Origin of the sequence: Saccharothrix sp. ST-888 (assembly GCF_000955975.1) — a bacterium.
In the GTDB taxonomy this organism is placed as follows: domain Bacteria; phylum Actinomycetota; class Actinomycetes; order Streptomycetales; family Streptomycetaceae; genus Kitasatospora.
This window is the reverse complement of the sequence record NZ_JYJF01000047.1, coordinates 23,563-48,925: the sequence shown is the minus strand read 5'-3', so window position 1 is coordinate 48,925 and position 25,363 is coordinate 23,563. Positions and strand designations below refer to the sequence as shown.

General features: G+C 71.2%; 30 protein-coding genes. 21 read left to right on the top strand and 9 right to left on the bottom strand.

The genetic code is table 11. The features are described from left to right. Positions 1–90: 90 nt before the first annotated feature. Positions 91–333, top strand: a complete 243-nt coding sequence (locus tag UK12_RS16950) for a DUF7848 domain-containing protein (protein ID WP_045303820.1) — start codon at positions 91–93, stop codon at positions 331–333. 173 nt (positions 334–506) lie between these two features. Continuing rightward, the gene (locus UK12_RS16945) at positions 507–1,064 is read left to right on the top strand and encodes a glycine-rich domain-containing protein (RefSeq protein WP_045303819.1); all 558 of its coding nucleotides are present in this window, start codon (positions 507–509) and stop codon (positions 1,062–1,064) included. Positions 1,065–1,435: 371 nt separating this feature from the next. Here the strand turns inward: UK12_RS16945 and UK12_RS16935 are convergent, their stop codons facing one another. Next, positions 1,436–1,681, bottom strand: coding sequence for a GntR family transcriptional regulator (locus UK12_RS16935; RefSeq protein ID WP_045303817.1), 246 nt, complete (start codon positions 1,679–1,681; stop codon positions 1,436–1,438). Positions 1,682–1,840: 159 nt separating this feature from the next. Here UK12_RS16935 and UK12_RS16930 point away from each other — a divergent pair, with 159 nt between their 5' ends. The 4 genes from UK12_RS16930 to UK12_RS16910 all read left to right on the top strand — a co-directional run bounded on the left by UK12_RS16930 (position 1,841) and on the right by UK12_RS16910 (position 4,967). After that, positions 1,841–2,209 (top strand): hypothetical protein, encoded by a 369-nt coding sequence (locus tag UK12_RS16930; protein ID WP_045303816.1) that lies wholly within the window; start codon positions 1,841–1,843, stop codon positions 2,207–2,209. 469 nt (positions 2,210–2,678) lie between these two features. Continuing rightward, a complete protein-coding gene (locus UK12_RS16920; protein ID WP_045303814.1) occupies positions 2,679–3,449 on the top strand; it encodes a class I SAM-dependent methyltransferase in 771 nt (256 codons plus the stop codon). Positions 3,450–4,044: 595 nt separating this feature from the next. Further along, the gene (locus UK12_RS16915; RefSeq protein ID WP_045303835.1) at positions 4,045–4,407 is read left to right on the top strand and encodes a DUF1304 domain-containing protein; all 363 of its coding nucleotides are present in this window, start codon (positions 4,045–4,047) and stop codon (positions 4,405–4,407) included. Beyond that, entirely contained in the window at positions 4,404–4,967 is a 564-nt protein-coding gene (locus tag UK12_RS16910; protein WP_045303813.1) for a TetR/AcrR family transcriptional regulator, read from the top strand. Before UK12_RS16915 ends, UK12_RS16910 begins: the two co-directional genes overlap by 4 nt. A gap of 235 nt (positions 4,968–5,202) precedes the next feature. Here UK12_RS16910 and UK12_RS16905 read toward each other — a convergent pair whose 3' ends face one another. Further along, on the bottom strand, positions 5,203–5,637 hold the full coding sequence (locus tag UK12_RS16905; RefSeq protein WP_197084927.1) for an NUDIX hydrolase: 435 nt from the start codon (positions 5,635–5,637) through the stop codon (positions 5,203–5,205). Between the two features lie 181 nt (positions 5,638–5,818). On the opposite strand from UK12_RS16905, the gene sph reads away from it, so the two are divergent. Then, the gene (sph, locus tag UK12_RS16900) at positions 5,819–6,826 is read left to right on the top strand and encodes a sphingomyelin phosphodiesterase (protein ID WP_045303812.1); all 1,008 of its coding nucleotides are present in this window, start codon (positions 5,819–5,821) and stop codon (positions 6,824–6,826) included. 287 nt (positions 6,827–7,113) lie between these two features. Here the strand turns inward: sph and UK12_RS44450 are convergent, their stop codons facing one another. Continuing rightward, positions 7,114–7,239 (bottom strand): hypothetical protein, encoded by a 126-nt coding sequence (locus tag UK12_RS44450; protein WP_269432026.1) that lies wholly within the window; start codon positions 7,237–7,239, stop codon positions 7,114–7,116. Positions 7,240–7,351: 112 nt separating this feature from the next. Next, positions 7,352–7,570, bottom strand: coding sequence for a hypothetical protein (locus tag UK12_RS16895; protein WP_156178772.1), 219 nt, complete (start codon positions 7,568–7,570; stop codon positions 7,352–7,354). Positions 7,571–7,950: 380 nt separating this feature from the next. Between UK12_RS16895 and UK12_RS16885 the strand changes: the two genes are divergently transcribed. Together UK12_RS16885 and UK12_RS16880 are read left to right on the top strand one after the other, a co-directional pair. Further along, positions 7,951–8,784, top strand: a complete 834-nt coding sequence (locus UK12_RS16885) for a helix-turn-helix domain-containing protein (RefSeq protein WP_045303809.1) — start codon at positions 7,951–7,953, stop codon at positions 8,782–8,784. Next, entirely contained in the window at positions 8,777–8,989 is a 213-nt protein-coding gene (locus UK12_RS16880; RefSeq protein ID WP_045303808.1) for a DUF397 domain-containing protein, read from the top strand. The genes UK12_RS16885 and UK12_RS16880 overlap by 8 nt, the downstream gene beginning before the upstream one ends. A 230-nt stretch (positions 8,990–9,219) precedes the next feature. Here UK12_RS16880 and UK12_RS16875 read toward each other — a convergent pair whose 3' ends face one another. After that, positions 9,220–9,732 (bottom strand): hypothetical protein, encoded by a 513-nt coding sequence (locus UK12_RS16875; protein WP_045303807.1) that lies wholly within the window; start codon positions 9,730–9,732, stop codon positions 9,220–9,222. Positions 9,733–9,945: 213 nt separating this feature from the next. On the opposite strand from UK12_RS16875, the gene UK12_RS16870 reads away from it, so the two are divergent. After that, positions 9,946–10,230, top strand: coding sequence for a hypothetical protein (locus UK12_RS16870; RefSeq protein WP_045303806.1), 285 nt, complete (start codon positions 9,946–9,948; stop codon positions 10,228–10,230). Between the two features lie 249 nt (positions 10,231–10,479). Beyond that, positions 10,480–10,671 carry a YegP family protein gene (locus tag UK12_RS16865; protein ID WP_045303805.1) on the top strand — a complete coding sequence of 64 codons (192 nt, stop codon included), beginning with the start codon at positions 10,480–10,482 and terminating at the stop codon, positions 10,669–10,671. 73 nt (positions 10,672–10,744) lie between these two features. Here the strand turns inward: UK12_RS16865 and UK12_RS16860 are convergent, their stop codons facing one another. Next, positions 10,745–12,370: an FAD-dependent oxidoreductase gene (locus tag UK12_RS16860; RefSeq protein WP_045303804.1), complete on the bottom strand. Its 1,626-nt coding sequence runs from the start codon at positions 12,368–12,370 to the stop codon at positions 10,745–10,747. A gap of 246 nt (positions 12,371–12,616) precedes the next feature. Here UK12_RS16860 and UK12_RS16855 point away from each other — a divergent pair, with 246 nt between their 5' ends. From UK12_RS16855 to UK12_RS16810, 10 genes are all read left to right on the top strand, one after another. Continuing rightward, positions 12,617–13,726 carry a SchA/CurD-like domain-containing protein gene (locus UK12_RS16855; protein WP_045303803.1) on the top strand — a complete coding sequence of 370 codons (1,110 nt, stop codon included), beginning with the start codon at positions 12,617–12,619 and terminating at the stop codon, positions 13,724–13,726. Between the two features lie 69 nt (positions 13,727–13,795). Continuing rightward, positions 13,796–14,221: a cupin domain-containing protein gene (locus tag UK12_RS16850; RefSeq protein WP_045303802.1), complete on the top strand. Its 426-nt coding sequence runs from the start codon at positions 13,796–13,798 to the stop codon at positions 14,219–14,221. Then, positions 14,218–15,474, top strand: coding sequence for a beta-ketoacyl-[acyl-carrier-protein] synthase family protein (locus UK12_RS16845; RefSeq protein WP_045303801.1), 1,257 nt, complete (start codon positions 14,218–14,220; stop codon positions 15,472–15,474). The genes UK12_RS16850 and UK12_RS16845 overlap by 4 nt, the downstream gene beginning before the upstream one ends. A gap of 6 nt (positions 15,475–15,480) precedes the next feature. Beyond that, positions 15,481–16,722, top strand: a complete 1,242-nt coding sequence (locus tag UK12_RS16840; RefSeq protein WP_045303800.1) for a beta-ketoacyl synthase N-terminal-like domain-containing protein — start codon at positions 15,481–15,483, stop codon at positions 16,720–16,722. An 83-nt stretch (positions 16,723–16,805) separates the two neighbouring features. Beyond that, a complete protein-coding gene (locus UK12_RS16835; protein WP_045303799.1) occupies positions 16,806–17,063 on the top strand; it encodes an acyl carrier protein in 258 nt (85 codons plus the stop codon). 1 nt (position 17,064) lies between these two features. Then, positions 17,065–17,520 (top strand): SRPBCC family protein, encoded by a 456-nt coding sequence (locus UK12_RS16830; protein WP_045303798.1) that lies wholly within the window; start codon positions 17,065–17,067, stop codon positions 17,518–17,520. Beyond that, positions 17,517–17,858, top strand: coding sequence for a TcmI family type II polyketide cyclase (locus tag UK12_RS16825; protein WP_331386653.1), 342 nt, complete (start codon positions 17,517–17,519; stop codon positions 17,856–17,858). Before UK12_RS16830 ends, UK12_RS16825 begins: the two co-directional genes overlap by 4 nt. A gap of 18 nt (positions 17,859–17,876) precedes the next feature. Further along, on the top strand, positions 17,877–19,724 hold the full coding sequence (locus UK12_RS16820) for an acetyl-CoA carboxylase carboxyl transferase subunit (RefSeq protein ID WP_045303797.1): 1,848 nt from the start codon (positions 17,877–17,879) through the stop codon (positions 19,722–19,724). Positions 19,725–19,732: 8 nt separating this feature from the next. Then, positions 19,733–20,335, top strand: a complete 603-nt coding sequence (locus tag UK12_RS16815) for an acetyl-CoA carboxylase biotin carboxyl carrier protein (RefSeq protein ID WP_197084926.1) — start codon at positions 19,733–19,735, stop codon at positions 20,333–20,335. Positions 20,336–20,340: 5 nt separating this feature from the next. Next, on the top strand, positions 20,341–21,705 hold the full coding sequence (locus tag UK12_RS16810; protein WP_045303796.1) for an acetyl-CoA carboxylase biotin carboxylase subunit: 1,365 nt from the start codon (positions 20,341–20,343) through the stop codon (positions 21,703–21,705). Positions 21,706–21,819: 114 nt separating this feature from the next. Here the strand turns inward: UK12_RS16810 and UK12_RS16805 are convergent, their stop codons facing one another. The 3 genes from UK12_RS16805 to UK12_RS16795 form a co-directional block, all read right to left on the bottom strand. After that, complete coding sequence (locus UK12_RS16805) at positions 21,820–22,911, bottom strand: methyltransferase (protein ID WP_045303795.1); 1,092 nt, start codon at positions 22,909–22,911, stop codon at positions 21,820–21,822. Positions 22,912–22,936: 25 nt separating this feature from the next. Then, a complete protein-coding gene (locus tag UK12_RS16800; protein WP_045303794.1) occupies positions 22,937–24,025 on the bottom strand; it encodes a right-handed parallel beta-helix repeat-containing protein in 1,089 nt (362 codons plus the stop codon). A 206-nt stretch (positions 24,026–24,231) separates the two neighbouring features. Next, positions 24,232–25,305: a S1 family peptidase gene (locus tag UK12_RS16795; RefSeq protein ID WP_045303793.1), complete on the bottom strand. Its 1,074-nt coding sequence runs from the start codon at positions 25,303–25,305 to the stop codon at positions 24,232–24,234. Between the last annotated feature and the right edge of the window lie 58 nt (positions 25,306–25,363).

Genomic DNA, 25,363 nt, shown 5'->3' with positions numbered 1-25,363 from the left:
CGCCCCCAGTGACACGGCGGCGCTCCGCACCGCCGGGACTCAGGAAGCGATTCCTCCCGGGCGTGAACGCCCGGGGTTCCTCGCTAGATCATGCTGAACTGGACGATCAGTCACGACAGCGCACCTGACGCGCCGCCGACCCGGCACATGTTCCGGTGCCTCGGGGAGGACGAAGACGGCAAACCGTGCGGCGCGGAAGGGCCCGTGGTCGAGGACTTCCAGGAAGCGCAATGCTGGCCGTTCGAACACCTCCGAGAGCACCAGGACCACCGCAGCTTCGCGCACGTCGCCGAGGTGCCGTGGCTGATGATCCCCGAGGAGGAGCCGTCGTGATCGGCGCCGGCGATGGCTACTGCTCGCTGTGACGCTGCTCGACCGCACTACCCCAAGACTCCCGCTCCGGCCGTCATCCCTGGCAGGCAGCCGACCGGAGCGGGCTCCGCAACACCGAAAGCCCCGGACACCGATGGGTGATCCGGTCCGCCACGATGTGAGGAGTCACCAGTATGAGCACTCCGACCGAGCGCCCGCCGGGCGACACCGGCCCCGGCGTCCGCGACCTGCTCGACCCCGCCCAGTTCGACGGCGTGGTCTTCACCGTCCTGGATAACAACCCCGGCATGGCCACGGACATGGCTGAGCGCATCGTGACCGAGGCGCTCAAGTTCGTCGTTACCGCCCGCACGTTCCCCGAGGTGCGGATCACCCCGTCCAACGTCGTGGACGAGGGTTGGCACGCGCTCATCCTGCACACCCGTCCGTACGCCGAACTGTGCAACCGGCTCGGCGGTTTCGTCCACCACTACCCGGAGCGCCCCGACCCGGAGCGCCACGACGAGGCGGCCCTCACCCGGACCGTCGCCCTGATCGAGGAGGCCGGTTACAGGCCCGACCACGAGTTGTGGACCGGCCCGACCCGCGCCCTGGTGACGGTGGCCGCGCAGTGCTCCCACACGCCCGTGCCCGGCGGGTGCGGACCGATCAACCCCGGAGGGTGCGCATCCCACTGCTCCGGCGGTGGCGGTGGCGGTGGCGGTGGCGATGGTGCGAGCAGGGGCATGTGATCCCGCTAACCTGAGCCTCACCGAACACGGAAGGGCGGGACAGATGGGCGAGGACGAAGCCGAGCAGGTGGCGAGCGCACTTCGCCGCCGGGGCCTCCGAGGGGTTGCTGCCCCGCAGGACCCGGACCACCCCGAGGGGGAATGGCGGGTGTACGACGGGACCGATCCCGTCACCCGACGGGACATCACCGACGAAGCTCGGGCGGCCACCACCGGCGTTCCCGGCAAGACCGGCCCCACTCGGGGGTTTGTCCTCCCCAGCGCCCCCTGACCGCCAGCCCTGAACGGCTTCGCCCGTGTTCGCACTGGCGAAGCTGATCCAGGATCAGTCGATGGCCCCGCCTCGCCGCTGAACTCCGGCAGGGCGGGACCTACTGCTCTCCGCGCTCGCTCGGGTGCGTCACGAAGCTGCCCATACCGGTACGGGTGATCACCAGGCGGGCATCCCGCAGCGCGGCAACGGCCTTTCGGACCGTCTTCCGGTCGACGCCGAATTCCTCGGTCAACTCAACCTCGGACAGCTTGTCGTCCGGGTGAAGTTCGCCGGTAGTGATCCGCTCCGTGACGGTCTCGGCAATCTGTTCCCACTTTGAGCGGGTTGGGCTGAACTCGAACACCCCATGACCGTAGCCGCGAGGGCCTACCAGGCATAGCCATGGATGACCATGGACAGGTATGGACAGGTTGAGTACCGTCGTCAACGAAAGAACCCCCGGCAGCCTGGCCGGGCTACCGGGGGTCAACAGCATCGACCAGCTTTAGGGAGCTGAATCGACATGCGCGAGCTTATCGCGGACCTGTTCGCCGCACTGCGGCTCTTCCTCGCCCCTGGAACCGGCAGTCGAGGAAAGCCCTCGCCCCTCGCCCCGCTTCGCCGGCGGGCCCTCGCACTCATCCCCGAGCCAAAGGCGGAGCCCGCCACCCCGGCAGCAGCCGAACCGGCCCACCCGGAGCAGTCGGGCGAAGATCTGGAGTGGGGGCCGCTGGTCCGCCCCTACGTCGACCACGCCACGTGGCGGGCCGAGCTTGACGAGATGCAGCGCCAGTACGAGCGACGCGAGGCCCTGCGGGCGGTCGCCGAGGGAATGTCCGATCCGGGCTACACCTACCCGGGCGCGCAGCGTCTCGCCGGGGCGATGGCGTGATGGCTCGGGCGTTCGTCAAGCGACTGCCGGACGGCACCCGCCGAGGCAACACGAAGGGCCTGCGACAGTGCGAGCGGGACGGGTGGCAGATCCTCGCCGGAGCCCGCTACGCGGTCCGCTACGACCCCCGTACGCCGAACGACTGCCGACCGTGGACCGACGGGCTTACCCGGTTCTGGTCGCGTGACTGCTGGGCAGTGCCCCACCACCGCACGGGCGTCCACTCCGCGAAGTAGTACCCCCTCACCCCGTCCGGGACCGTCCCGGGCGGGGCTCTCTCGGCTCTGCCGTAGAACCCCTAATCACACGTCTCCGGAGACCCCGAGGGCAACGAGTTCTGCGTCTTCGCCCCGAGAGCCTGACCGGCCCGGCCACTGCCTCGTACCAGCCCTGGCAAATCGGTGACAGCGGCCGAGCTCTGGACATATCTTGATATCAAGATATGTCCAGAGCACCGCAGGAGCGCGCCGTGCCCATCGACTTCCACAGCGAGGCCAACCGCCTCACCTACACGCAGCGCCGAGCCGGTGCCGACTGGGCGGCGGCGATCCGGTCCGCCGTGGCACCCGAGAGGCGGCGGGTGGCCGACATCGGGTGCGGCGGCGGGGTCTACTGCGCGGCGTGGCTGGAACTCGGGGCCGCGTCCGTGGCCGGGGTGGATTTCTCGGCCGCGATGATCTCGGCGGCACGGGAGCACTGCGCGGACCTGGGGAACCTGACCTTCAGCCAGGGCAGCGCGGACCGCACCGGCCTGCCGGACACCAGCGCGGACATCGTCTTCGAGCGGGCCCTGGTGCACCACCTGGACGATCCGGCGGCGGCGTTCCGGGAGGCCCGGCGGGTGCTCGCACCGGGCGGAACGCTGATCGTGCAGGACCGGACGGTCGAGGACGTCCGCCGGCCGGGCTCGGCGAGCCATCTGCGCGGGTGGTTCTTCGAGCGGTTCCCCGGCCTGCTCGACGTCGAGGCCGCACGCCGCCCGTCCGCGAGCCGGATCGAGGCGGCACTGCGGGCGGCCGGATTCGGCAGCATCCACTCACTTCAACTGGCCGAGGTCCGCCGCGAGTACACCGGCCCGGACGAGGTCAGGGCCGACCTGCTGGCCCGCACCGGCCGGTCGATCCTGCACGAGCTGACCGATCCCCAACTGGCCGATCTGGCCGACTACATCACGGCCCGGCTGCCCCAGGGGCCGATCCGCGAGCAGGACCACTGGACGATCTGGGTGGCCGACTCCTGACAACCGGCAGGCAGGACCGCGTGCGGGCAATCCGCGCCGCCCGGTACAGCTTCGACCTGAGCCACACCGTGCTGGGGCTCCGCAACTCCCGTGCTGTCCCTGCTCATTGCGCCGCCAGCCCCGCAGCATGGAGTCCGTCGGCCACGCGCCCCGGTTCCAGCGGGAGTGGTGCGACGACTGCCGCACACCCCGATCGGGATCGCGGAACCGGAGACGCCGCCCTTCCTCTCCGAGAACCGCTACGACACCGACTCCGCCGAACAGCCCGCGCGGGCCCCAGAGTTGGCGCATCCGCCAGTGACCTTCACTCCCCTGCCCGCCCGTGGTCGCCGGCTCCGGAAATGCTGCGCGGGTTGATGATAGGTCAGATTCGCGCATTGCGGGACAGCTTGGCGCACCCAACGGGTCCCTTGCGGGGGACCAAGGCGCAAGGCGGGCGAAGTCCCTGAGCGCCTTGCGGGAGGCCGCCGGGGTGGGCGCCGATTCTGAACCGCTCTCGCCACGGTGGACGTGTCCACGCCGGGCTCCTTTCAGGTTTCACAGACGACTGTCTATGTATGATGGACACTCGTCTATGAAGCTGGAGATGATCACGGTGGGAACAACGGCAGATGTCCTGGTCGGCTTGGTGGCTGCCCTGCATGCGTACTTCCTGGTTCTGGAGATGTTCCTGTGGGAGAAGAAGCCGGGCCGCAAGCTTTCCGGCTTCGACGCCGCCCTGGCCCGCACCACCGCATCACTGGCGGCCAACCAGGGCCTCTACAACGGTTTCCTGGCGGCCGGACTGATCTGGGGCCTGATCGCCGGTGACCCGACCGGGTTCCGGGTCCGGGTCTTCTTCCTCGTCTGCGTGCTCGTCGCCGGTCTGTACGGCGGCGTCACCGCGAACCGGCGCATCCTGATCGCCCAGGCCCTGCCGGGGGCACTGGCACTCGCCGCCGTCCTCCTGGCCCGATGACAAGCCCGCAGGACCCCCGGGCCGCCCGGACCCGGGCCAAGCTGCGCCAGGCCCTCCTGGACGAGTGCGTACAGCGCCCGTTGGCGGAGGTCAGCGTCGCCGCGCTGGTGCGGCGGGCCGAGGTCGGCCGCGCCACGTTCTACCTCCACTACGGCGACCTGGAGGCGCTGGCGGTCGACGCCTGCGCCGATGTCGTCCGCGAAGCCGTGGATGCCCTGCACGCCTGGCGCGGCATCCCCGACCCCGCATCCCCGCCGTCCGCGCTGGTCGCCTTCTTCAGCGGCCTCACCCCGCACACCGACCTCTACCGGGCTCTGCTGCGGCCCGGAGGCGGCGGCCCGCTCGGACAGGTACTCCATCAGGACCTGCGCGCCCGCAGCCGCACCGAGCGCGCCCTGGCCGGCGCGCCGGAACCCGACCTGATCGCCTCAGCGGTGGCCGCGACCTTCGCCGGCGTACTCGCCGACTGGCTGCACGGTCTCATCGAGGGCACTCCCACCCAGATCGCCCACCAGGTCTGGCGCCTGCTCGTCACACTCCACCGCACCCCTCAGCTCTGACGCACCCCCAGCCGCGACCGGGCCCGCACTCCACACACTGATACGCCTCGACCGAACAGACCCACTTCCATGCCCGCCTGTGCCGACTGCCCGATAGCCCTGACTGCTGCCGAGCGCACACGGCTGAAGAAAGCGGCCATCGGCAGCCACCCCCTTGAGCCGCAGCTGGTCATCTCGACCGCAGTGGGGCGGGGGCCCTCGGGGAATCCGAGGACCCCGCCGGACTCGCACCACCTCAGCGTGTGATCAACTCACGAACCGCGTCGCTCACCTCGGGCAGTTCATCGGGGAGGGCCCACTGGTGGACATCGTGCTCGATGAGGACGACCGGTTCGGTCTTCTCCACGGTGACGGCGAAGTTGAACTGGCGGGTGGTGCCGCCGCGGCTGTTCTGGTAGTCGAAGTGCCCGACGTAGCCAGCGACCTGGTCGACGGTCAGGCCGGTTTCCTCGGTGGTCTCGCGGTGCAGGGCGTCCAGGATGGTCTCCCCGGCCTCGACCGCTCCGGAGGGGATCTCCCACAATCCGCCCATGTAGTCGTCCGGATTACGACGCACGAGCAGAACCCGGCCCTCGTGGTTGATCACAGCAGCGGCAACGAACCCGCTGATGCCGGCAGCTTCGGCATCGGCCGCCAGACCGGCCACGAACTCGGGGGAGATGACGGTCACAGCAGCTCCTTGTGATGGTCGCTGATCTTGAGAGCCGCGCGGACCGCACCTGAGCCCAAGTCACGTTTCGGACGAAGTTCACCTCATGATCGCTCAATGGCTTGAAGGCTGCGGCCACCGTGAAGTTGACTGCACAACATCTCGTCGACCGGCGAGTGGCCGTCACTCCCCCGGAGCCCCGATGCCCAACTCCCGCGCCCGCCGCGCCTCGCAGCTCGCCGCCACCTGCGCGGCCGCGGCCCTGATCGGCCCACTGGCCGGTGCGCCCGCCGCCCAGGCCGCCTCGGCGACGCCTGCCGAGGTCGCACCCGTCACCGCCGCACCGCTGAACGTACTGACCTACAACGTGTTCCTGATGAGCACCAACCTCTACCCCAACTGGGGCCAGGCGCACCGGGCCGACGCCATCGCCTCGGCCGACGTCTTCCAGGGCCACGACGTGGTGGTACTGGAGGAGGCCTTCGACAACTCCTCCTCCGACCAGCTGGTAGCCAAGGCTTCGGCCGCCTACCCGTACCACACCCCCGTGGTGGGCCGCTCGACCAGCGGCTGGGACGCGACCGGCGGCAGCTACAGCTCCGCCACCCCGGAGGACGGCGGTGTGGTGCTGCTCAGCAAGTGGCCGATCCTGCACAAGGAGCAGTACGTCTACAAGGACGCCTGCGGCTCTGACTGGTGGTCGAACAAGGGCTTCGTCTACGCGGTGCTGGACGTCAACGGGCAGCGCACCCATGTGATCGGCACCCACCTGCAGTCCACCGACAGCGGGTGCAGCAGCGGCCAGCCGGCCAACATCCGTGCCGCGCAGCTGAACGCGATGCGCTCGTTCGTCGACAGCAAGCAGATCCCGGCGAGTGAACCGGTGGTGATCACCGGCGACCTCAACATCGACTCGCACGGCTCCGAGTACCCCGCCCTGCTGGCCAACGCCAACGTGGTGCCCGCCACCGCGCGCACCGGCTGGGCCGACTCCTTCGACACGGCGGACAACTCGATCGCCGACTACCGCTACCCGAGCGACCCGAAGGAGGACCTGGACTACGTGCTCTACCGGGCCGACCACGCCCGCCCGCAGAGCTACACCAACAAGGTGGTCCGCTTCCACAGCGACCCGTGGACGGTCAGCAGCTGGGGCCGCAGCTACACCTACAGCGATCTCTCGGACCACTACCCGGTGGTGGGCGGCTGATCCACCGCCCGGGCACGCCGCTGTGGGACGAGTCCGGGTGGCACTGGTCGCAGGACTCGTTGCAGGGTCCCGTCACCTCCGGCCGCGCAGACCCGGGCCGCTCACGGTGATGCTCCCGGCAGGGATCCCGACTCCTGGTGGATCCAGGCTGCGGCAAGGGCTCCCGTCCCGGGCGGAACTGGCCTCAACCAGGGCTCGGGACGGGAGACTTGGACCCGGCTCAGGACTTCGGCGGGGCTCTCGGCGGCGGCAGGGGCGGGCAAGGTGTACGGGAATCTCCCTCACCGTCAGCCGACCGGCTCGCCCATGACCGGCAGGGGCAGCCCCTTGGCGGCCTCGCGGGCCGTCCACGCCTGCCGGATACGCGACAGGGTGTGGGGTTTCACGTACTGGGCGAGCTCGGCCATGGGCACGAACCGGCGCTCCTTCAGGTGACCGGCGGGACGGCGGGTTCCGTACGCGTGGTCGGGCCGCCCCGGCGGTGGTTGTCATCTCCGATCCTCCGTGCGAAGGGCGGCGGGCCGGTCAGGTACCGGCATGGCGGATGCGGTGGACGGTCCGCTGCACGGCCATCTGAACCCGCAGCGCCTCGCTCGTGTCGGCCGGCCGGATGTCGTCCCGGGTGAGGCTGTGGCGGACCGCCCCGCCGACCAGAGCGACGACGAACCGGCCGTCCCGCCCCTCGCCGACCACGATGCCGGGCATCTGGGACGACCGCTCAACCACGGCGCTCCGTACGTTCATACGGCCGTCACCCCCGCCCGATCCCCCGGCCACTCCGGCGCCCGGCGCGGGCGGTCGGCCCCGAGCACGGGAACCAACTCGGGTTCATCGGCGAGCGGTTCGATCTCACTCGGGTAGGTCGTCCACTCCTGCCCGCCCTGACGGGGCCGGAGGTAGACCCTGCCGTCCCTCGTCTCCATGTAGACGCCCTCAGCGCCACCGTGGGCACGATCCCGGACCACCTCCCCGACCTGGGGCTGATGGACCGTCCTTCGAACCGGTCTCCACACAGACACGGCGACTCCTCTCCGTAGTGCTTTCACTACCCGGGGCGCCTAATGTCCCGTACCATCGGGAACTCTTCAACTTGTCCGGGACCCAAGTGGAATAGGGCATGATCCTTGAACCGCAAGACACTTGACCCTGCGTCATCTCCGCGAGCCGCATTCGGTTCACAGCTCCGCAGCTCACGGGAGGCACGCGGCTGGTCCCAAGGGGAGCTGGCCGCTCGTATGAGGTACTCGGACAGCTACATCTCGGCGGTGGAAACAGGCAGCAAAACCACTTCGCTGAAGTTCGCCAAGGCGGCGGATCTGGCCCTCAGAACCGGTCAGACGCTCGAACTGATGTGGCTGGGACTCCGACGCAAGGGCTTCATCGAAGGGTTCCCGGAGCACGCGGCGCAGGAAGCACGGGCAACCGAGATCAGGATCTTCGAGCCGAACATGGTTCCGGGGCTCCTCCAGACCCGGGCTTACGCCGCCGCACTCGAAGCGGCAGCGGTCCAGCGCGGGAGCATCACGCCAGACCAGGCGGACGAGCGAGTGAGGTTCCTCGCCACCCGCCAGCGACTTCTGAAGCGGGATGCGCCACCTCTGATCCACGCGATCATGGACGAGAGCTGCATCCGTAGGCGGGTAGGCAGCGCCCAGACCATGAGGGCCCAGCTGGAGCATCTGGCCGAAGCGGCCGCCCGACCTGACGTGGTCCTTCAGGTAGCCCCGTTCGAGTTGGCCGAACATGCCCCGTTCAGGGCACTCCTCACCTTGCTGACCTTTGCCGACCGTTCTGTGGTCGGTTACACCGAATCGGTCGAACAAGGCTATGTGGTGCGGAAAGACGAGACTGTCAGGGCATGGGAAAGGGCCTACGATCGGCTACAGGTGGAAGCGCTGTCCAGAGCGGCATCCCTTGATCTGATCCGTAAGGTACGAGAGGAACTGCACCATGACTGACTTCCCAGACCTGTCCGGCGCTTCCTGGTTCAAGTCGAGCCACAGCGGCAACGGCGGCAGCTGTGTCGAGGTTGCTCCCAACTACCCCGGCATCGTCCCCGTCCGGGACTCCAAGGACCCCGAAGGTCCGGCCCTGGTCTTCGGCGCCGACGCCTTCGCCGCATTCGTGGCAGGTGTCAAGGGCGGCGACTTCGGCGACGTCTGACAGCCGGCACCACCACTCCCAGAGACCCCGTCAGCACCGCTCTGCCGGGGTCTCGGCGCTGCCCCGCCACATCTCACCGTTCCGGCAAGTCAGGGCCGAGTGTGCGGAACGCTCCGCTGCCGGCTCCCACCGGCCTTCCGCACCACCCTCCCCACCCGAGCGATGCGGTGCCCGCACAGCGGCAACGCCCGCCTCACCGGGAACGGCGGGGCGGGCGCGGGACGCTGAGGTCAGTGCCCGGCTGCGGCCGGGGCCGCTGCCGGTGCGTCCAGGGTGCCGAGGACGTCGCCGACGATGGCGAGGAGGTCGGCAGCGATCTGGGCCAGGTCGGCTGGGACCGCAGCGGGGTTGGTCCGGAGATCGGCGGCCAGCGTGGCGAGGTCGGTGTTCAGCTTGGCGACGTCGGACGCGAGGCTGCGCGTCTGCCTGGTCGCACTGGACGCCTTCTGGACCTCGGCCTGCAGGGCGTCGGCGGCGGCCTTCGCGGCGGCCACCTGGGACTGGAAGGTGGCGGCGCTGGACTGCGAGCTGGCCTTGGCCGAGCGCGCCACGACGTCCACCTTGCTGGTGAGGTCGCCGAGCATACCGAGCTGGTGGATCTGCTGGGCCGAGTCCGTCTGGTCCGCCGGCTGAACGGCGATCTGACGGGCCGGCGCAGCGGCGGCGTTCGCCTCGACGGCGGTGGCCAGGGATCCGGCGATCGCGACACCGGCGAGCGCCGCGATGATTCGCTTGTTGCGCATGAAAGAACCTTTGCTGTGTGTTTGGAGCCGCAGGGGGCGGCGATCGCCAGCCTCGCCCGGCACCTCACAAGCTGCAATCGCGCGGATCCGAACGGCCGCATCACTCCCCGTGCTCCCCCGGCAAGTCCGCAGCCTGCGGACGCCGGCCACGCAGGTGGAGCACGAATTACACGAGGCCATGATGCCCAGAACAGCCCGTGGACACCGGAGTTCATGCTGTGGCTGCGCAGAGAGGCCGTTGCGGAGTGCAAGCACGCGGTCAACCCGACGTGGCGGCGGGCGGCGGTGTTCAACACCCTCACCACGCGCGGCTGTCCGGCCGAGGACGTCGAGGAGGCGGTGGACGTGATCGGGCAGATCACCCGCTACGAGCAGCGCTTCCGCGCGGACGGCGTGCTGCCGCCGAACGAATTCGTCACCAGCGCGGTGGGCTACGACTACGGACGTACGGTGGACTTCGTGCGGTGGGAGTCCCCGCGGTGTCCCCCGCCAGGGTGAGTTTCGGCGTCGGGCGTGGCTCCGGAGACCGGAACCCCCTCGCGGGTGGGTCACTTGATCCGGCGTCGGGCTCCGCCGGGTTCCCCTGGCCCTGCGCTGCCGCGCCGACCCGGGCTTTCGGCCCGCTCCCGCCGTGCCGCGTCGCCCGACCGGTCCGCACCCGGACGAGGTGCCCGGCGTGCGGCGGCCCGTCGCCCGGCCTACGTTGCCGTTCGAGGGGGGCTACCCGAGCGAGAGGTGAAAACTCCCATGGCAGGCAAGTTCGAGGTCTACACGGAGAAGCCCGGTGTGCACCGGTTCCGGCTCAAGGCGAGCAACGGATCGGTCCTCGTCACCAGCGACGCGCACGAGAGCAAGGAGTCGCTGCTGAAGAGCATCGAGTCGATCCGGAAGCTCGCGCCGTACGCCCAGGTCCAGGAGGAGTCCGCGGCTCCGGCCTAGACCGGCAGGGTGAGAGGGCCGGTTCCCCGCCTCGGGCGGGGAACCGGCCCTCTCGCGGTCGTCCGACCGGCTGTCAGATGTCCAGCAGTTCGGTGAGTGCGGCACCGAGGACCGCCTCGGGGTCGGCCGCACCTGCGGTGGCCCGCCAGGCCACGAAGCCGTCCGGCCGGACCAGTACGGCGCCGTCCGGTCCGGTGCCGTAGGCGGCGGCCCAGTCGACACCGGGTTCGGGCGCCAGGTCGTCCTCGGCGGCGGTGCCGATCCGGTAGCGGTCGAGCGGGACTTCCAGGCGCTCCGCCACCCGCTCGGCGGCCCGGTACCAGGCGGATCCGCCGGGGCCGGTGAACAGCACGAGGTGCTTCTCGAACAGGTCCACGGTGGAGAGCCGGACACCCGCGCGGCGCAGCCACAGGTGGGGGGCGCGTCCACCGGGTGCGCCGTCCGGCTGGAAGCGGTCGGGCACGGTCGGCGCGGTGGGGTCGGTGTCCAGGACGGCGCCGGTGTTGTAGCGGTAGCCGAGGGCCACGGCCAGGACGTTGCTCTGCCGCCCGGTGCCGGGGACGGCGTCGTAACCGGGGTGGCGGTGTTCGGCCGAGCGGGCGGAGGCGCGTTCGCTGGTGGCCTGGGCGACCGGGCGGCGCTCCTGCTGGTAGGTCTCCAGCAGACCGGGTCCGGCCCAGCCGCCGAGGACGGCGGCGAGCTTCCAGGCGAGGTTGTGGGCGTCCTGGATGCCGGTGTTGGAGCCGAAGGCGCCGGTCGGGGACATCTCGTGGGCGGAGTCCCCGGCCAGGAAGACCCGTCCGGAGCAGTAGCGTTCGGCAACCCGTTCGGCGGCGTGCCAGGGGGCCTTTCCGGTGATCTCCACCTTCAGGTCCGGCACTCCGGTGGCGGTGCGGATGTGCTCGATGCAGCGCTCGTCGGTGAAGTCCTCCAGGGTCTCGCCCAGGTCGGGCTTCCAGGGGGCGTGGAAGACCCAGTTCTCCTGGTTGTCCACGGGCAGCAGCGCACCGGGGCCCTCGGGGTTGGTGAGGTAGCAGGCAATGAAGAGGCGGTCGCCCACCACGTCGGCCAGGCGCTTGGCCCGGAAGGTGATGCTGACGTTGTGGAAGAGGTCGCCCTTCCCGGTCCGGCCGATCCCCAGCCGCTCGCGGGCGGGGCTGCGCGGGCCGTCGGCGGCGATCAGGTAGTCGGCGCGGACGGTGCGCTCGGCGCCGGTCTCCCGGTTGCGCAGGAGTGCGGTGACGCCGCCGGCGTCCTGCTCGAAGGAGCGCAGTTCGGTGCTGAAGCTCAGCACGCCGCCGAGGTCGCGGGCCCGGCGCAGCAGGACCGGTTCGAGGTCGTTCTGGCTGCACAGGCACCAGCCGGTGGGGCTGAACCTGGCCAGTGCGCCGCCCGGGTCGATCTCCCGGAACAGCCACTCCTGGTCGGCCCCGGTGAGGGTACCGGCCTGCAGGATGCCGTGGTTGTCGGCGAGTACGGAGGCGGCGCTGCGGATGTCCTCCTCGACGCCGGCCACCCGGTAGAGCTCCATGGTGCGCAGGTTGTTCCCACGGCCTCGCGGGTGGTGGGAGGTGGCGGCGTGTTTCTCCACCAGCAGGTGCCGGACGCCGAGGCGGCCGAGGAATAGGGAGGCGGACAGGCCCACCAGCGAGCCGCCCACGATCAGGACCGGGACGCGCTCGTCGGTCTTCGGGTTCATCGGTTGCTCCAGGAGTACGCGGTGCGGGACGCGTGATCCATCCCCCTCAGGCGAGCGGCCGGAGCGGGTTTCGCCCGGATGGCCCGCAGATCTCGCGCGGTGCCGTCCGGCGCCTGACGATCGGATTCAGGCTGAGGCCCGACCGCGCTCAATCGATCACGGAGAGTCACATCACGCGCTCGGAGCGTCGGCAGTCCGCTTCTCCAACTCGCCATCGCCCCAACGCTCCCAAGGAGATTGTCGAAAATGATCACGCTGTCCGAATCCCAGGCGCAGCGCTCGACCCCGCAGGACTCGCGGCTCCGCGTGGTGCTGCTGCTGGACGTCCAGGACGGAGCGCAGGATCGCTTCCTGGACGCCTACGAGCAGCTGCGGCACCAGGTGGCCTCGGTCCCCGGCCATGTCAGCGACCAACTCTGCCAGTCGATCGAGAACCCCGCGCAGTGGCTGATCACCAGCGAGTGGGAGAGCGCCCAGCCGTTCCTGACGTGGGTGGACAGTGCCGCGCACCGCGCGATGGTACGGCCCCTGCACGGGTGCGTCCGGGACACCAGGTCACTGCGGTTCAGCATCATGCGCGAGACCTCGGACACCGGGACCTTCGACAGCAGCGCCCCGGCACTGACCGCCCGTCCCGCCAGCCCGGACGGGCTCGTCCGGCACGCCCTCACCTTCACCGTGCGGCCGGGCAGCGAGGCGAAGGTGGCGGAGATCCTCTCCGGCTACAACTCGCCGTCGGCACGGGTGGACGAGCGCACCCGACTGGCCAGGACCTCGCTCTACATGCAGGGCAACCGGGTGGTGCGGGCGGTCGAGGTGGTCGGCGACCTGGTCGCGGCGCTGCGGCACGTGGCGCTGCAACCGGAGGTCCGGGCGGTCGAGGAGGCCATCAACCCGTACCTGGAGGAGGCCCGCGACCTGAACGACCCGCTGTCCGCGCGGGACTTCTTCAAGCGGGCGGCGCTGCCGGCCGTGCACCACGCGGCGGCCCGCGGCGAGGCGCCCGCGAAGGTGTACCGGCACGCGTTCCGGTACCCCGTCCGCAGCGGCCGTGGTGCGGAGCTGGCCGAGCTGTTGCACCGTCAGGACCAGGCATCGGCGGACGATCCGGCCGGCGTGCTGGTGCGCAGCACGGTCTTCCAGCAGGGGGACGTGCTGGTCCGGCAGGTCGACCTCGCGGTCCCGGCCAAGTCCGCTCCGAAGGTCGCGCTCGGCGTGCGGGACCAGCAGGCCGGTGCGATGCTCGCCCGGTTGACAGAACTCGGTTCCGACCACGGCGAGCCCGGCGACGACGCCGTCCGGCTGCTGCTCGCCGCCTGGGAGCTCTCGCTGGTCACCGACCGCAGCTCGGACTGACCGGATGACGCCCGGTCAGCCGCCCGTCCGCACCCCCGATCCCGCAGAAACCACCTGGAGGCAGCAGCCATGACCATGGAACTTCCACGCATCGTGCACGTCGACGAGGCACCGCCGAACCGCCGGCGCGGCGGCGACCTGCGCGCCATGCTCACCCCGACCACGTGCGGCGCCACCAGCGGGTTCATGGGCCTGGCGATCGTGGCGCCGGGCGAGCGGATCGGCGAGCACTACCACCCGTACTCCGAGGAGTTCGTCTTCGTGGTCTGCGGTGACCTGGAGGTCGACCTGGACGGGCGGAGCGTGGCGCTGAAGCCCGAGCAGGGGCTGATGATCCCGGTCAACATGCGGCACCGGTTCCGCAACGTGGGCGACACCGAGGCCAGGATGGTCTTCCACCTGGGCCCGCTGGCGCCGCGTCCCGAGCTCGGGCACGTCGACACCGAGGAGACCCTGCAGCCGGGGCCGACGGAACACGCGAAGGTCGCGTCGTGACCAGGCGGGTGGCGGTCACCGGGATCGGCGTGGTGGCGCCCGGCGGCGTGGGCGTGCCCGCGTTCTGGTCGCTGCTGACCTCAGGCCGGACCGCGACCCGGGGCATCACGCTGTTCGACCCGACCGGGTTCCGCTCCCGGATCGCCGCCGAGTGCGACTTCGACCCGGCGGCCCACGGCCTGGACCCCGTGCAGGTGGCCCGCTCGGACCGGTACGTGCAGTTCGCGCTGGTCGCCGCCACCGAGGCGGTCCGCGACGCCGGGCTCGATCTGGCGGCCGAGGACCCGTGGCGGATCGGGGTCTCGCTCGGCACCGCGGTCGGTGGCACCACCCGCCTGGAGCACGACTACGCGCTGGTCAGCGCCGCCGGCAAGCGCTGGGACGTGGACCACCGGCAGGCCGAGCCGCAGCTGCACCGGGCGTTCTCGCCGAGCACGCTGGCCTCGGCGGTGGCCGAGCAGTCGGGTGCGCACGGTCCGGTGCAGACCGTCTCCACCGGTTGCACCTCCGGCCTCGACGCGGTCGGCTACGCCTTCCACGCGGTCCAGGAGGGCCGGGCCGACGTCGTCATCGCCGGGGCCTCGGACTCTCCGATCTCCCCGATCACGGTGGCCTGCTTCGACGCGATCAAGGCGACCAGTGCGCGCAACGACGACCCGGAGCACGCCTCCCGGCCGTTCGACGCCACCCGGGACGGCTTCGTCCTCGGCGAGGGCGGCGCGGTGCTGGTGCTGGAGGAGCTGGAGCACGCCCACCGCCGGGGTGCCACGGTGTACTGCGAGATCGGCGGCTTCGCGACCTTCGGCAACGCGTACCACATGACCGGGCTGACCAAGGAAGGCCTGGAGATGTCGGAGTCGATCAACCGGGCGCTGGAACAGGCCGGGCTCGACGGCTCGGAGATCGACTACGTGAACGCGCACGGTTCGGGCACAAAGCAGAACGACCGGCACGAGACGGCTGCGGTCAAGCGCTCGCTGGGTGCGCACGCGTACCGGCTCCCGATGAGTTCGATCAAGTCGATGGTCGGCCACTCGCTGGGCGCGATCGGCGCGATCGAGCTGGTGGCCTGCACCCTGGCGCTGGCGAACGGTGTGGTGCCGCCGACCGCGAACTACTCCACCCCTGACCCGGAGTGCGACCTGGACTACGTGCCGCGCACGGCCAGGGAGATACCGCTGCGCCATGTGCTCTCGGTCGGCAGCGGTTTTGGCGGCTTCCAGTCAGCCGTGGTGCTCAGTCGGAAAGGGTGAGGGAATGTGACGGACGATCAGGCACAGCGCCGTGCGGTGCTGACCGGCATCGGGGTGGTCGCTCCGAACGGGGTCGGTACCGACGATTTCTGGAAGGCCGTCCGGGAGGGCGCCTCGGTGCTGGGGCCGATCTCGCGGGAGGGCTGCGGCGATCAGCCGTTGCAGGTCGCGGGCGAGGTCCGGGGTTTCGAGCCGGGAGGCTCGGTGGAGGAGCGTTACCTGGTCCAGACGGACCGGTTCACGCACTTCGCGATGGCGGCGGCCGATCTCGCACTGGCCGACGCCGCGCTGGACCCGTCGGCCGGATCGCCGTTCGCCGTGGGCGTGGTGACCGCCGCAGGGTCCGGCGGCGGCGAGTTCGGCCAGCGGGAGCTGCAGCAGCTCTGGGGCCACGGCCCCGAGTACGTCGGTCCGTACCAGTCGATCGCCTGGTTCTACGCGGCCAGCACCGGACAGGTGTCGATCCGCGGCGGCTTCAAGGGCCCCTGCGGGGTCGTCGCCTCCGACGAGGCGGGCGGTCTGGACGCACTGGCGCACGCGGCCCGCGCCATTCGACGGGGCACCGATGCGGTGGTGGTCGGCGCCGCGGAGGCCCCGCTGGCGCCGTACTCGATGGTCTGCCAGCTCGGCTACCCGGAGCTGAGCCTGTCCAGCGACCCGTACTCGGCCTACCTGCCGTTCACGGCGCAGGCGGCCGGCTTCGCCCCCGCCGAGGGCGGGGCGATGTTCGTGGTCGAGGCCCAGGCGGCCGCCGTGGCGCGCGGGGCCCGGATCCGGGCCGTGATCGCCGGCCACGCCGCCACCTTCACCGGGGCGTCCCGCTGGGCCGACTCCAGGGTGGGCCTGGCCCATGCCATCCGGGGCGCCCTGCACGAGGCCCGCTGCGCGCCCGACGAGATCGACGTGGTCTTCGCCGACGCGCTCGGCACCCCGGAGGCCGACGAGGCCGAGGTGCTGGCGATCAGGGACGCGCTGGGCGAGCACGCTACCCACGTCCCCGTCACCGCCCCCAAGGCCGGCTTCGGCCGCGCCTACAGCGGCGCCCCCGTCCTGGACGTGGCCGCCGCCGTGCTCGCCATGGAGGAGGGGGTCGTCCCGCCCACCCCCGGCGTCACCAAGATCTGCCACGAGGTGGACCTGGTGACCCGCTTCGCCCGCACCTGCGAGCTGCGCACCGCCCTGGTGCTGAGCCGCGGGCTGATGGGTTCCAACGCGGCGCTGGTGCTGCGTCGGGGCCAGGACGGGTGAACTGCCCGCACTCGTCCGCCGACCGACCACGTCGATCAACCGACCCGGTGAATCAACTGAACACACCTCAGAAGGAGCAGTGCATGCCCACCCCCCTGACCCACACCGAGCTCTCCGCCCTGATCAAGGGCAAAGCCGGTATCTTCATCGACCCGCAGGACCTGGAGCGTCCCGAGATCACCTTCGAGGAGTTCGGCGTCGACTCGCTCGGACTGCTCGGCGTGGTGGGCGAGTTGGAGAACCGGCACGGTGTGCAGATCGTGGACGGCGCCGAGATGGCCAAGACCCCGTCCGAGTTCCTCACCGCCGTCAACACTTCCTTCTCGAAAGTAGGTTCATGAGATGTCCGGACACACCGACAACACCATCGTCATCGCCGCGCCGGTCGACCTGGTCTGGGAGATCACCAACGACCTGGAGAACTGGCCGCAGCTGTTCAGCGAGTACGCCTCCGTCGAGGTGCTGAACCGCGAGGGTGCCAGAACCACCTTCCGGCTGACCATGCACCCCGACGAGAACGGCCAGATCTGGAGCTGGGTCTCCGAGCGGGAGACCGACCGGCCCGCGCTCTCCGTCCGGGCCCGCCGGGTCGAGCCGGGACCGTTCGAGTACATGGACATCCGCTGGGAGTACACCGAGGTCCCGGGCGGGACCAGCATGCGGTGGATCCAGGACTTCGCCATGAAGCCCACCGCCCCAGTCGACGACGCGGGGATGACCAACCACATCAACCGCAACTCCCGGATCCAGATGGAGCTGATCCGGGACAAGGTCGAGAAGCACGTGGGGAAGGGATGAACACCGTGCACCGCACGCTGATCGTCGCCCGGATGAAGCCGGAGTCCAGCGAGGGCATCGCCGAGGTCTTCGCCGAGTCCGACCGGGGTGAACTGCCGCAGCTGGTCGGGGTCACCGCCCGCAGCCTGTTCCAGTTCGGCGAGCTCTACCTGCACCTGATCGAGGCCGACCGGCCGCCGGGCCCCTCGGTGGCCAAGTACAAGGACCACCCGGAGTTCCGCGAGGTGAGCGACCGGCTCACCGCCTTCGTCCACGCCTACGACCCCGCCACCTGGCGGGAGCCGAAGGACGCGATGGCCCGCGAGTTCTACCGCTGGGAGCGCGCCGCTTCCCACTGAGCCGGAGGAGGACCCGCCATGGTGGAGACCGACGAACCGGCGGACCCGGACTGGGTCCGCTGCGGGCGCTGCGCCGGGCTGATCTACGGCCGCCGCTTCCGGCGGACCCTGCGGGTCTGCCCGGACTGCGGCTGGCACGCCCGGCTCACCGCCCGGCAGCGCCTGGAGCAGCTGCTCGACCCCGGATCGGTCGAGCCGCTGCGCCACGTTCCGGCGCTGCACGATCCGCTCGGTTTCGTCGACAGCCGCCCGTACCCCGAACGGCTCTCCGCCGCCCGCGCCGACACCGGCCTCGACGAGGCCGTGCTCTGCGTCACCGGGCGGATCGAGGGCCGGCCGGTGGTCGTCGCCGCCATGGACTTCCGCTTCCTCGGCGGCAGCCTCGGCTGCGGCGTGGGCGCCCTGATCACCGAGGCGGCCGAGACCAGCCTGCGGCTGCGCACCCCCCTCCTGCTGGTCTGCGCCTCCGGCGGAGCCCGGATGCAGGAGGGGGTGCTCTCCCTGATGCAGATGGCGAAGACCGCACAGGCCCTGGCCGAGCTCGACGAGGCCGGGGTCCTGGTGGTCTCGCTGATCACCGATCCGACGTACGGCGGGGTGGCTGCCTCCTTCGCCACCCTGGCCGACGTGATCATCGCGGAGCCCGGCGCCCGGATGGGCTTCGCCGGGCCCCGGGTGATCGAACAGACCACCGGTGAGCGGCTGCCCGAGGGCTTCCAGACCGCCGAGTTCCTGCTGGCGCACGGCATGGTGGACGACGTGGTGGCCCGGCCCGCGCTGCGCGCCACCCTCGGCCGGCTGCTGAACCTGCGCTCCCCCGCGGGGCCTGCCGAGCCGGGCGAAGCCCCCGAGCCGGCCGAGTCTGCTGAGGACACCGAGGCCACCGGGCCGGACGGGGCCGCTCCCGACCATGACGGCGCCGGGGATCGCGACCGCAACGGCGACGGCGGCGGGAACGGCAACGGCAGCCTGCGCGGCGGCGCCGAACCGGCCGGGCGGGACTCCTGGGCCGCCGTCCGGCTCGCCCGGCACCCGGACCGGCCCAGCAGCCTCCACTACGTGGGCCATCTGCTCGACGACTTCCTCGAACTGCACGGCGACCGGCTCAGCGAGGACTGCCCCGCCATCGTCGGCGGCCCCGGCCGCCTCGGCGGTCTGCCGGTCATGCTGATCGGCCACCACAAGGGCGGGCCCGACCTGGCCGAGCGACGGCGCCGCCGGTTCGGCATGCCCGCGCCCTCCGGGTACCGCAAGGCGGCCCGGCTGATGCGGATGGCCGCCAAGCTGGGACTGCCGGTGGTCACCCTGATCGACACCCCCGGCGCCAACCCGGGCCCCGACGCCGAGCGCAGCGGCCAGGCCGTCGCCATCGCCGAGAACCTGCGCCTGATGTCCCGACTGCCGGTGCCGATCGTCGCCGTGCTGATCGGCGAGGGCGGCAGCGGCGGGGCACTCGCCCTCGGGGTCGCCGACCGGGTGCTGGTGAGCACCAACGGCGTCTACTCCGTGATCAGTCCGGAGGGCTGCGCGGCCATCCTCTGGAAGGACCCGGAGGCCGCACCCACCGCCGCCAACGCGCTGCGCCTGCACGCCACCGAGCTGGTGCGGCTCGGCATCGTGGACGGCGTCGTCCCCGAGCCGGACGACGGCGCGCACCGGGACCACGCGGGCGCTGCCGCGATGCTCCGCGAAGCGCTGGTCGCGACCCTCGGCGAACTGATCCCCTGGGAGCCCGTGCGGCTGCTCCGGGAACGCAAGCACCGTTTCCGCCGCTTCGGTGTCGAGGCGGTCGGGACGGAGGGAGGGACCGCTGCCGGGCCGGTGGTCGACCCGGCGGTCGGAACGGTCGAGAGAGGTGCACAGTGACACTCGGTGTGGACAAGAAGACCCATCAGGAGAACGGCCGGCAGTCCGTCACACTGATCAACCCGCACTCCTTCCCCGGCGGGGCCGAGGCGAGCCGGGCCGATCTGGAGGCGGTCTGCCGGGCCGTCAGGGAACTGGCCGGCGCCTCGCCGCTGCCACCGACCAGGATCAGGCTGCAGCACGGGCGGACCACCGTCGAGATCGAGTGGCCCGCCGTCGAGGGGCTCGCCCTCGACGGGGCCGCCCGGCTGCTCCCACCGTCCGGCGGGCAGCCGGCCGCGGCCGGCCCTGCCGCCGGTTCTGCCAGCGGGCCTGTTACCGGTCCTGCCGCTCCTGCTGCCGGGACTGAGCCGGAGACCGGACTGCGGTACATCTGCGCGTCGATGGTCGGCACCTTCTACCACGCGTCCGAGCCGGGCTCCCCACCGTTCGTCTCGGTCGGCGATCTCGTCCGGCCGGGGCAGACCGTCGGGGTCCTGGAGGTCATGAAGATGATGAGCACCATCGAGGCGGAGATCGGCGGCCGGGTGGTGGAGGTCCTGGTACCGAACGCCAGCTCGGTCGAGTACCAGCAGCGGCTCATCGCCGTGGACCCGCTGGCCGAGGAGTGAGCGCGATGTTCAGCACCGTGCTCATCGCCAACCGGGGCGAGATCGCCCTGCGGATCGCCCGCACCTGCCGGGAGCTCGGGGTGCGGACCGTCGCCGTCCACTCCACCGCCGACCGGGACTCGGCGGTGGTCCGGTTCGCCGACCGGGCCGTGCAGATCGGACCTCCGCAGGCCAAGGGCAGCTACCTGCACGTCCCGTCGATCGTCGAGGCGGCCCTCAGCACGGGCGCCCAGGCGATCCACCCCGGTTACGGGTTCCTCTCCGAGGACCCGGACTTCGCGGAGATCTGCGAGGCGAACGGGATCACCTTCATCGGTCCGCCGCCCCGGGTGATCGAGCAGCTCGGCGACAAGGCGATGGCCCGGTCGCTGATGGCCGAGGCCGGGCTGCCGGTGCTGCCGGGCAGTACCGGCGCGCTGGCCACGCCGGGGGAGGCCAAGGAGATCGCGCAGCGGGTCGGCTACCCCGTGATCCTCAAGGCGGTGGCGGGCGGCGGCGGGCGCGGGATGGCCGTGGTGCGCAGCGCCGAGAAGCTGCTCCCCGCCTACCGCTCGACCCGGGCGCACGCCCGCGCGGTCTTCGGCGACGAGCGCATCTACCTGGAACGGTTCATCGAGGACGCCCGGCACGTCGAGGTGCAGGTGGTCTGCGACCGGCACGGGTCGGCCGTGCACCTCGGCGAGCGGGACTGCTCGGTGCAGCGCAGGCACCAGAAACTGATCGAGGAGTCCCCGGCGCCGAATCTGCCGCAGGAGCTGCGCGAGCGGATGTGCGCGGCCTCGGTGCGCGGTGCGCTGGCGGTGGGCTACGTCGGGGCGGCGACCTTCGAGTACGTGCTGACGCCGGATCAGCGGTTCTACCTGATGGAGATCAACTGCCGGCTCCAGGTGGAGCACCCGGTGACCGAGATGGTCACCGGGATCGACCTGGTCCGGGAGCAGATCGGCATCGCGGCCGGGCTGCCGCTCTCCTTCCGGCAGGAGGAGGTGCAGCCGCGCGGGGTGGCCGTCGAGTGCCGGGTGAACGCGGAGGACCCGGCCAGGGAGTTCGCGCCGACACCCGGACTGCTGACCGAGTTCGTCCCGCCCGGCGGCCCGTTCGTCCGGGTGGACACCCACGCCTACCCCGGCTGGCTGGTCGGTCCCGACTACGACTCGCTGCTGGCGAAGACCGTCGTCTGGGCGCCGGACCGCGCGCAGGCGCTGGCCCGGATGGACCGTGCGCTCGGCGAGTTCCGGATCGACGGCCCCGGGGTGCGGACCACCGGCGGCTTCCTGCGCGAAGCGCTGGCCCGCCCCGAGTTCCGGGACGGGACGCACACCACCGGGCTGGTGGCACGGATGACCGAGGAGCCGGTGGCGGTCGGCTGAGCCCCGGTCACCGGGGAATCGCCGAGGTCACCCGGGGTCGCGCGAGGTCACCCGGGGTCGCGCACGGCGGAGCCGGCACCCGTTCGTCGGGGTACCGGCTCCGCCGTGCGTGGGTCAGTCGAGCGGGACGGTGGCCTCGAAGGCGTGAAGATAGGGGTTGACCGGGCCGATGTGGCCGAGGCACAGGCCCGCCTCGGTCATCAGGTCGACCATGCTCTGCTTGGAGTGCTTGGCGCCGCCGACGTTGAGCAGCAGCATCAGGTCCATGGCGGTGGTGAAGCGCATCGACGGGGTGTCGTCGACCAGATTCTCCACCACCACGACGCGTGCGCCGGGCCGGGCGGCGGCGACGACGTTGCGCAGTGTCCTGCGGGTGCTGTCGTCGTCCCATTCGAGGATGTTCTTGATGATGTAGAGGTCGGCGTCGACCGGGATGGCACTGCGGCAGTCGCCCGGCAGCAGCCGGGTGCGGGAGGCGAGCGAGCCTCCCTCGCGCAGCCGGGGGTCGGCGTTGGCGACCACCTTGGGGAGGTCCAGCAGGGTGCCGAACACCTCCGGGTGCCGCTCCAGCAGACTGGCCAGGACGTGGCCCTGGCCGCCGCCGATGTCCACCACGGTGCCGATCCCGGTGAGGTCCAGGTAGTCGGCGAGTTCGGCGGCGGACTGGCGGCTGGAGTGGGTCATCGCCCGGTTGAACACCATGGCGGATTCGCGGGCGTCGTCGTGCAGGTAGTCGAAGAACTCCTTGCCGAAGATGTCGGGGAAGATGTTCCGGCCGGAGCGCACCGCCTCGTCCAGGCGGGGCCAGGCCTCCCAGGTCCACGGCTCGGTGCACCAGAGGGAGATGTAGCGCAGGCTGTTGGGCTCGTCCTCGCGGAGCAGGCGGGACATCTCGGTGTGGCCGTACCGGCCGTCCTCGGTCTCGGTGAAGATTCCGTAGCAGGCGAGCGCCCGCAGCAGGCGGCGCAGCGGCAGGGGCTCGGTGTCGACGATGTCCGCGAGCTCCTCGGCACTGGCCGGGTCCTCGCCGAGCGCGTCCGCGATCTTGAGTCGGGCCGCCGCGCGGACCGCCGCCGCGCAGGCGGCGCCGAAGACGATCTCCCGCAGGCGCATGGCCGGCGACGGGGTGTTGGCGATGGTGTTGGTGAAGGTGCTGGTGAGCGGGGTCAGTTTGACAGTGGTCGTGGTGGACGGTGCCGTGTGCATGCGGCCGCCTTTCTGTGTGGAACGGTCAGCACTTGTCAGCGGACTCGGAGACCCGGCACTCGTTGCGCGCGAAGGAGTTACCGGTACCGGTGTCACGATCGGCGAGATCGGCCGGGCCGTTGCCGCACAGCGAGTTGTCGGTGACGGTGATCTTGGAGTTGGGCGCACCGACGTAGCTGTGGAAGAGGACGACACCGCCGGACATGGACGACTTGCCGACGTTCTTCTCGACCCGGTTGCCGGTCACCACGGTGTCCTCGGCTCCGGTCAGGAGGATGCCGATGCCCTGGACGACGTCCAGGCGGGGGGTGGCCGGGCAGAACTTGTTGTTGGCGCGGACCACGTTCTCACGTACCGTCAGCGCCCCCACCCTCGGCACGCCTTCGTCGCCGACCACGAACACGCCGCCGCAGTTGCCGGAGATGACGTTGGACTGGACGCTGAGCCCCCGCACCCGGCGCACCACGACACCGAACCGGTTGTCCGAGAGGCGGTTCTCGCCGATCACGGTGCCCCGGGTCTCGACGGGCGGGACCTTGCCCTCCGCCACGTTCGCCACGAAGATTCCGGCCTGGCCGTTGCCACGGGCCTCGTTGCCGCGCAGCTCCGCCCGGGTGGACTGCTCCTGGCTGATGCCCTGCTGGCCGTTGTCCTTGGCCAGGACGGCGCGGACGGTCATCCGGTCGGTCCCGAAGGCGTTGATGCCGTTCTTGGTGGATCCGGCGACGGTGAGTGCCTCGATCCGCACCTCGGTGACCGGGTGCTCGGCCGTACCCGTGACACAGAGGCCGTGGCCCGCGCGGGCGCACGCGTTGCCGGTGGTGGCGCCGGTGGCGGGGGTCTTGGGCGGGCTGATCACCGTGGACTCGCCGGCTCCCCGGAGAGTCAGCTTCGAGGTGGTGACCAGGACACTCTCCCGGTAGGTGCCCGCGAGGATCTGGACGGTGTCACCCGGCCGCGCGGCGTCCACCGCCTTCTGGATCGACTCACCCGGGCGGACGACACGGGTGGCCGGGGACGAGGAAGCGTCGGCCGGTCCGGGTAGCCCCGTGACCAGACCGACGGCGAGGATGGCTGCGATGCCCGCCAATTGCGGGGTCCGGCACGTGGGCATGGATGATGACCTGCTTTCAGGGACTCGACTGCGTGGGTCTGCTGGGCCGACGGCCGGTCGGAGCTGTGGCTCCCGACCGGCCCTGGGCCACCTAATCGACGCTATGGGCGGCCTCCCGGGCCTGCCACTTCTGCTCCCCCGGCCGTGCGCCGGGGCCGCTGCGGGCCTGGCTGCGGGGGCGGGGGCAGCTGCGGGCGCCGGCTGCCTCAGACGAGGCCGACGCCGTACGCCGCGAGCGCGGCGGTGACGGGCTGGAAGAAGGTGGTGCCGCCGAGGGTGCAGTTGCCGTTGCCGCCCGAGGTGAGGCCGAGCGCGGTGTGGCCGGCGAAGAGCGACCCGCCGCTGTCGCCCTCCTCGGCACAGACGGTCGTCTTGATCAGCCCGCGGACCGTGCCCTGCGCGTAGTGCACGGTGGTGTTGAGCCCCGTGACGATGCCGCTGTGCACGTGCGAGGTACTGCCGCTGCGGCTGACGGTCTGTCCGACCGACGGGTTCGCGGCCGTGTTGATCGCGCGGGTGGTGCCGTCGTAGAGGTCCACGGCGGAGGCCGGGACGCTGCCGTCGGTGTACTGGACGAGGGCGTAGTCGTGGTCGGGGAAGGTGGAACTGGTGGTGCTGCCGGTCGGGTCGGTCATGCTCTCGGAGGCGTACCAGGCCGAGGCGATGTTCCCGCAGTGACCGGCGGTCAGGAAGTAGTAGGTGCCGCTGTTGGTGCTGCGGACGTTGAAGCCGAGCGAGCAGCGGTATCCGCCCCCGTAGATCGCGTCACCGCCGCCCACTCTGGTGCTGAAGACCCCGGGCACCTGTTCCAGCCGGACGGCGGAGCCGAGGCCGTCGGCTGTCCGGGTGAGCCTGTCGAGGGCGGCTCCCCGGACGGTGGAGTCCGCGGACACCACCACCTGGTCGGTGAGCGGGTCGACGGCCCAGGCGGTACCCGGGACGGCGGCACGGCGGTCGAGCTCGGCGGTGGCGGCGGCCAGCTGGGCGGCGCTGCGGGTGACCAGCCGGGGAACGGCGCCGGCCGACTGCACCCGCTGGGCGTCGGCCGCGTGGGTGATGGTGACGACGGGTCGGCCGGAGGAGTCCAGGTACGAACCGGCGGTGCGGTCCTCGCCCAGCTGCTGCTGGAGGTCGTTGGCAACCGCCACGGCGGCCTCGCCGGTGGGGTTCGGGATGGGAAGGGCGACTGCGGGTGTGGGCAGTGCGAGTGCTGTACCGGCGAGCAGCGTGGCGGCCACGGCGAGGAGGGTGGCGCGTCGGCTGGTACGGCGGTTGCTCATCAGGGCTCCCTGGATGCCTGGGAAGGGGTGGCGGGCGCACCCGGATGGCGTACCCGGG

What these genes read in the sequence shown, in the direction of transcription:
- UK12_RS16795 (WP_045303793.1), bottom strand. Translation starts at nt 25,305, where the DNA reads ATGAGCAACCGCCGTACCAGCCGACGCGCCACCCTCCTCGCCGTGGCC.
- sph (WP_045303812.1), top strand. Translation starts at nt 5,819, where the DNA reads ATGCCCAACTCCCGCGCCCGCCGCGCCTCGCAGCTCGCCGCCACCTGC.
- UK12_RS16950 (WP_045303820.1), top strand. Translation starts at nt 91, where the DNA reads ATGCTGAACTGGACGATCAGTCACGACAGCGCACCTGACGCGCCGCCG.
- UK12_RS16835 (WP_045303799.1), top strand. Translation starts at nt 16,806, where the DNA reads ATGCCCACCCCCCTGACCCACACCGAGCTCTCCGCCCTGATCAAGGGC.
- UK12_RS16820 (WP_045303797.1), top strand. Translation starts at nt 17,877, where the DNA reads ATGGTGGAGACCGACGAACCGGCGGACCCGGACTGGGTCCGCTGCGGG.
- UK12_RS16800 (WP_045303794.1), bottom strand. Translation starts at nt 24,025, where the DNA reads ATGCCCACGTGCCGGACCCCGCAATTGGCGGGCATCGCAGCCATCCTC.
- UK12_RS16855 (WP_045303803.1), top strand. Translation starts at nt 12,617, where the DNA reads ATGATCACGCTGTCCGAATCCCAGGCGCAGCGCTCGACCCCGCAGGAC.
- UK12_RS16870 (WP_045303806.1), top strand. Translation starts at nt 9,946, where the DNA reads ATGCTGTGGCTGCGCAGAGAGGCCGTTGCGGAGTGCAAGCACGCGGTC.
- UK12_RS16895 (WP_156178772.1), bottom strand. Translation starts at nt 7,570, where the DNA reads ATGAACGTACGGAGCGCCGTGGTTGAGCGGTCGTCCCAGATGCCCGGC.
- UK12_RS16830 (WP_045303798.1), top strand. Translation starts at nt 17,065, where the DNA reads ATGTCCGGACACACCGACAACACCATCGTCATCGCCGCGCCGGTCGAC.
- UK12_RS16865 (WP_045303805.1), top strand. Translation starts at nt 10,480, where the DNA reads ATGGCAGGCAAGTTCGAGGTCTACACGGAGAAGCCCGGTGTGCACCGG.
- UK12_RS16825 (WP_331386653.1), top strand. Translation starts at nt 17,517, where the DNA reads ATGAACACCGTGCACCGCACGCTGATCGTCGCCCGGATGAAGCCGGAG.
- UK12_RS16805 (WP_045303795.1), bottom strand. Translation starts at nt 22,911, where the DNA reads ATGCACACGGCACCGTCCACCACGACCACTGTCAAACTGACCCCGCTC.
- UK12_RS16880 (WP_045303808.1), top strand. Translation starts at nt 8,777, where the DNA reads ATGACTGACTTCCCAGACCTGTCCGGCGCTTCCTGGTTCAAGTCGAGC.
- UK12_RS16810 (WP_045303796.1), top strand. Translation starts at nt 20,341, where the DNA reads ATGTTCAGCACCGTGCTCATCGCCAACCGGGGCGAGATCGCCCTGCGG.
- UK12_RS16945 (WP_045303819.1), top strand. Translation starts at nt 507, where the DNA reads ATGAGCACTCCGACCGAGCGCCCGCCGGGCGACACCGGCCCCGGCGTC.
- UK12_RS16850 (WP_045303802.1), top strand. Translation starts at nt 13,796, where the DNA reads ATGACCATGGAACTTCCACGCATCGTGCACGTCGACGAGGCACCGCCG.
- UK12_RS16875 (WP_045303807.1), bottom strand. Translation starts at nt 9,732, where the DNA reads ATGCGCAACAAGCGAATCATCGCGGCGCTCGCCGGTGTCGCGATCGCC.
- UK12_RS16930 (WP_045303816.1), top strand. Translation starts at nt 1,841, where the DNA reads ATGCGCGAGCTTATCGCGGACCTGTTCGCCGCACTGCGGCTCTTCCTC.
- UK12_RS16860 (WP_045303804.1), bottom strand. Translation starts at nt 12,370, where the DNA reads ATGAACCCGAAGACCGACGAGCGCGTCCCGGTCCTGATCGTGGGCGGC.
- UK12_RS16910 (WP_045303813.1), top strand. Translation starts at nt 4,404, where the DNA reads ATGACAAGCCCGCAGGACCCCCGGGCCGCCCGGACCCGGGCCAAGCTG.